Source organism: uncultured Veillonella sp., assembly GCF_900545205.1.
In the GTDB taxonomy this organism is placed as follows: domain Bacteria; phylum Bacillota; class Negativicutes; order Veillonellales; family Veillonellaceae; genus Veillonella.
This window is the reverse complement of the sequence record NZ_UQYC01000095.1, coordinates 1-5,567: the sequence shown is the minus strand read 5'-3', so window position 1 is coordinate 5,567 and position 5,567 is coordinate 1. Positions and strand designations below refer to the sequence as shown.

The following is a 5,567-nucleotide window of genomic DNA, read 5'->3' as shown; positions in this document are numbered from 1 at the left end:
CGGATTGCAAAGTTCAGTAAACCGAACTAATACTGATATAGTATATCGTATTTACCTATCCATGTCAAACAAAATTCACCATAAATAGCTCAGTTTACGATACTTTCATATATATACAAACCTCTAAAATTCTCCGATAATACCGAGGTGTTGTAAGAGTATTTTTGTGCCGATGAGGATTAATACACCCCCACCTAGTATGTCTGCATATTTTCCTACGAACTGGCCCATAAATTTACCTAAGTAAACGCCAATGAGAGAAATACCAAAGGTAATGACCCCAATCATAGTGGAAGCTTCCCATACATTAATAGGTAAAAAGGCAAAGGTTAAACCTACCGCCATAGCATCAAGGCTAGTTGCAATGGAAAGCATAATCATTTCCCAAGCACCTAAAAACTGTTTATCATCGTCTTCATCATCGTCATCACTAAGACCTTCACGAATCATAGCAATACCTAAATAGCCAAGAAGTCCAAAGATAATCCAATGATCCCATTCAGATATGACATCGATAAACTGGCGTCCAATGAGCCAACCAATAACAGGCATGAGAAACTGGAATAATCCGAATAAGAATGCTAATGTCACCTTTCGTCCATTTTCACCCACCGGCATAGATAAACCTTTACCAATAGATACACCAAAGGCGTCCATGGCTAGGCCAACACTAATTAATATAATTTCAAATACAGACACTATACTCACCTATAAAAACTACTTACTTATTCTGCTACAGCCATTAATGAATATCCTTCACGGCTGATTTGTGGATTTACTACTATAGAAATCTTACGACCTATAGAGTCACCTAATTCTTCAAGAACAGCCTTTGTTAAATATTGGGCTACCTCTGGATGAACTTCAATTTCCAGGTTCGATTTAATTCGACCAGACTTAAATAACTCACGGATGCGTCGAATGATCTGCATATATACAGTTCTACCTGACAACATGTATCCAGTGCCACCACATTGAGGGCATGTATCAAACATCAAGGTTTGCAAACCTTGACGGGCACGCTTCCGCGTCATTTCTACTAGACCGAGAGAGCTAATACCACATACGACGGTTTTCATCTTATCTAACTTAGCTTGTGCGCTCAATAGTTGTAGCAACTCTTGTTGATGCGACTTATCCTTCATATCGATAAAATCGACGACGATAATACCACCAATATCGCGCAATCGCAATTGTCGACAAATTTCCTTTGCCGCCTCTTTATTGACTGTAAAAGCCAGATCTTCTAACTTATTAGACTTACCTGTGTAATGAGCCGAGTTTACATCAAATACGGTGAGAGCCTCCGTATGATCAATACGGATAGAGCCACCGGAAGGTAGATTAATATCACGAGAGATAAGATCCTCTAATTGAGGTTCAATGTGATTGGCTTTAAAAATAGGTGTGCTGCCACGGTGACGTGTCACTTTAATTTGTTGAGATGTTGGGCCATGACCTAATAGATCCAGTAATCGAGATTCCCCCATATCGGAATCAACGATGATTTCCTCTACATTACGATGCGCATAATCCCGTACAAGGCGGAACCAGAAATCTGCATCACTATAGAGATCAGTACCACTCTTAGCTACCTTAAAGCGTTTTAACACATGTTGCCATGTACGCCATAGATATTCCATATCACGACCGATTTCATCGGCACTAGCCTTCGCAGCAGCAGTACGAATGATAAATCCACAGCCCTCCTGTACATAAGGCGCTGCTAATTCTTGTAATTTAGAACGTACTGCTTCATCCGTAATTTTCTTAGAAATATGCATGCCTTCAGAATATGGTAGAAGCACCATAAAGCGTCCTGCCAAGCTCACATCAGCTGTAACACGAGCGCCTTTACCAAGCATCTCCTCTTTTACCACTTGTACAAGAATTTGTTGCCCCACAGATAGGCGTGGCAAGATTTTCTGTTCTTTCCCCTGTTGAAGATTTAAGTACGCATTTTGAGAGCCCCCAATATCAACGAAAGCCGCTTGCATACCGTTCAACACGTTCTTTACGGTCCCTTTGTACATATGATTTGCCATATGGCTCTCATCGGTACGTTCTAAGACGAAATCTATTAACTGACCTGCTTCATCGACAACAGCCATGCGAATTTCTTCGCGCATAACATTGACCAAAATTTTATGCATCCTATCCCTCCCTTCGTTCAATACAAAATATATAATTCTTTTAAATCACTCAAGCACATATAAGCCCCTAAGATTTATGTAAAGACCATTAGTAGTTAAGATGTGTATTAAGAGTATTAATAGTTAATCTCCAATGGAGTATAACGGCCTTCTTCATTTTCCACCATAATTGCTTTACGATGAATTTCATAACCACTTGTGATTGGCCAGTTATATTGGTCTTTACCAAGGTTCCACACTTCACTAGGTTTAATAGTACCTTGCGGATAAATGCCAATGCCCATTGTAAGAGTAACTTTACCATCTTTCAAAGACGCAACGATTGGTTCCTTTACAAATTCTTTTACATCGATGGTGCGAGTTTTCTTCGGTGTTACCTTTTCGTAAGAAATTTCCGGAGCCTCATTAAAAGGTTTTAGTAATGCATCCCAATCGGCATTTTCATCCGTTACAGGGCCTGTAACTTCATAGATGGCAAAGTTACAAATAGCCATCATCTTTTTAACCTTGTCAGGCATTTCTTTACCACCTAGTACTTCAAGGCCTGGAGGTGCTACGCGATTCAAACGCTCCATGATGGACTCTAAAGAGTCTTCTTCCAGTACATCCATATCGATATATTCAGCCGCTGCGGTTACGCCTAAAGCAAGTGCAGAGGAAAAGCTAATTTTCATATGTGGATTAAAGCCTTCAGAGTACGCCATTTTAATTTCTCCGCGACGAATCATACGCTCTACTGCTTGTGCATAGTCAAGGTGCGACAAGAATCGTAATTCTTCGCCCTTATTTAAGGCCAAACGTAATTTTTTCAACTCTGCCACCCTCCTTATAGTCAATAATTGCAGTATTAAGCTCTGGACATACATTACAGCCCTTACATGGACCGCGACGACAATCACTTGTTAAGTTTGCCTCTACCGCTTGTTCCCACTCCCGTTTTAAGAAAGCTTTACTTACAGTGCAATCTAAATGGTCCCAAGGTAATGGTTCATCAAAGTCACGAGTACGTCTTGCAAAATATGCTGGATCCAAACCACAATCAGCGAAGGCTTTCAACCAAGTTTCATAGTTAAAGTACTCAGTCCAACCATCAAATTTACAACCCGCTTCCCATGCTTTCACAAGAACTTTAGATAATCTACGGTCCCCACGAGCAAAAGCGGCCTCCATATAGCCAGTATAACCATCATGGTAATGGTAGGAAATATTGCGATTATTGATGAGAGATTTCAAGTAACGTTGTTTACGATGGATTTCCTCTACATCTTGTTGACCATACCATTGGTATGGAGAATGTGTTTTTGGTACGAAGAAGGATACACTCACCGTTACAGAACCGTTGCGTTTGCCTGTAATATCACGGTGTAAATCGAGTACCTTGTACGCAAGATCAGCAATACCTGCCAAATCTTCATCTGTTTCAGTTGGAAGGCCCATCATGAAGTACAATTTAACTGTATTCCAACCGGATTTAAAGGCATTTGTACATGCCGCCAACAAGTCCTCTTCACTAACACCTTTATTGATAACATCGCGCATACGTTGTGTCCCGGCTTCAGGGGCAAAGGTAAGACCACTCTTACGCACTTGTTGCACCTTTTTCGCAATATCGATAGAGAAACTATCAATACGCAAGGATGGCAAGCTTACACTCACTTGTTTATCTTTGAACTCTTCCATGAGCATATCTACTAGTTCAGGTAATTTAGAATAGTCCGCAGAACTCAAGCTCATCAAAGAGATTTCATTATAACCAGTATTGGCAATCGTATCTTTAGCAATTTGTAACAAACGTTCCGGAGTCTTTTCACGAACAGGACGATATAGCATACCCGCTTGGCAGAAACGACAACCACGTGTACAACCACGGAATAGTTCAAGTACCGCACGGTCATGAACTATATCTAAGAACGGTACAACAGGTTTTGTTGGGTAGAAAATATTTTCCACATCTTCTACAATGCGTTTTTCAACAGCTGCAGGCACGTCTTCAAAGCGCGGTGTAATGGATTTAAAATCACCTTGCTCTGTATATTCCACATCGTATAGCGCTGGACAATACGTACCAGGAATTTGAGCCACTTTACGCAAGAATGCTTCCTTACCACCTGGGAATCCTTTTGCCTTTTCAGCCTTGTAGAGATCGATGAATTCATCGCCCCATTCTTCAGACTCACCAAGGGAAACAATATCAAAGAAATCTGCAATAGGCTCTACATTAAAGGCACATGGACCACCACAAACGAGTAATGGAAACTCCATATCACGGTCTTTAGCGTACATTGGAATACCAGCCAAATCGAGCATGTTTAAGATATTAGTGAAGCTCATCTCATATTGAAGTGTAAAAGCTAACACATCAAAATCTTTAATAGGCGTACGAGTTTCCAAAGAGAACAAAGGAATATTGCGCTTGCGCATTTCCTCTTCCATATCGTGCCACGGAGCAAATACACGTTCCGCTGCTGCATCTTCACGACGGTTTACAAGACCATATAAAATTTTGATGCCCAAATGGCTCATAGCCACTTCGTATACATCTGGAAAAGCTAAAGCCATTGTTACATCAACAGTACTGTGATCTTTTACAATACTGTTATATTCACCGCCCGTATAACGAGCAGGCTTTTGGACATGTTGTAACCATGACGTATCTAATTGAATCATACATCCTCCGTCTTTTCTGAAAGACTTCTTTCACAATCAATCCTAAAAATAGGGTTTTAAAAAATATATTTCGTCCGTTGCATAGCAATATTTAACAAAATACCGATACTCAACATATTAGTAGTCAACGCACTGACACCATAGCTAAGGAATGGCAATGGAATCCCTGTAACAGGCATAATACCAATAGTCATACCTACATTAACGAGTACCTCAAAGGTAAACATGGTAGCAATCCCTGTAGCTAGTAACATACCAAAATTATCATTACACATATAGGCTACTTTAATGCTGCGATAAATCAGCATAAAAAGCAAAAACAACACGATAATACAGCCTACAAAACCAAATTCTTCACCAATAACGGAGAAAATAAAGTCCGTATGGTTTTCTGGTAAGAAGTTCAACTGACTTTGCGTACCATTAAAGATACCTTTACCAAAAATCAAACCTGAACCAATGGCAATCTTAGACTGAATGATATGATAGCCTGATCCAAAAGGATCAATATCTGGATTTAAAAATACAAGAATACGTTGTTTTTGGTATTCTTTCAGTACAAACCAACCTAAAGGCATCAATAATAAACCAGTACCGGCAATAATTTTTATAAGTCTTGTTCTAATACCAGAAATAAATAACATGCCCACAAAAATAGCAATATACACAAGAGATGTACCTAGGTCAGGCTGTAAGAATACGAGTGCAATAGGTACCCCAACATATAATACAGGCAATATTAATGAT

General features: G+C 39.8%; 5 protein-coding genes. All 5 read right to left on the bottom strand.

Annotated features, from left to right (window positions below; translation table 11 throughout):
- Window positions 1–123 precede the first annotated feature (123 nt).
- Window positions 124–699, bottom strand: a complete 576-nt coding sequence (locus tag QZR70_RS08265; RefSeq protein ID WP_295794427.1) for a manganese efflux pump MntP family protein — start codon at window positions 697–699, stop codon at window positions 124–126.
- Window positions 700–725: 26 nt separating this feature from the next.
- On the bottom strand, window positions 726–2,153 hold the full coding sequence (locus QZR70_RS08260; RefSeq protein ID WP_295794425.1) for an Rne/Rng family ribonuclease: 1,428 nt from the start codon (window positions 2,151–2,153) through the stop codon (window positions 726–728).
- A gap of 116 nt (window positions 2,154–2,269) precedes the next feature.
- Window positions 2,270–2,965 carry a TIGR03936 family radical SAM-associated protein gene (locus QZR70_RS08255; protein ID WP_363661711.1) on the bottom strand — a complete coding sequence of 232 codons (696 nt, stop codon included), beginning with the start codon at window positions 2,963–2,965 and terminating at the stop codon, window positions 2,270–2,272.
- Complete coding sequence (locus QZR70_RS08250) at window positions 2,937–4,820, bottom strand: TIGR03960 family B12-binding radical SAM protein (protein WP_295794421.1); 1,884 nt, start codon at window positions 4,818–4,820, stop codon at window positions 2,937–2,939. The genes QZR70_RS08255 and QZR70_RS08250 overlap by 29 nt, the downstream gene beginning before the upstream one ends.
- 56 nt (window positions 4,821–4,876) lie before the next feature.
- On the bottom strand, window positions 4,877–5,567 hold a 691-nt coding region (locus tag QZR70_RS08245), incomplete at its 5' end, for an FtsW/RodA/SpoVE family cell cycle protein (RefSeq protein WP_295794418.1).

Excerpts from the sequence above, each read along its gene's own strand:
- QZR70_RS08250 (WP_295794421.1), bottom strand. The coding sequence starts at position 4,820 with ATGATTCAATTAGATACGTCATGGTTACAACATGTCCAAAAGCCTGCT.
- QZR70_RS08260 (WP_295794425.1), bottom strand. The coding sequence starts at position 2,153 with ATGCATAAAATTTTGGTCAATGTTATGCGCGAAGAAATTCGCATGGCT.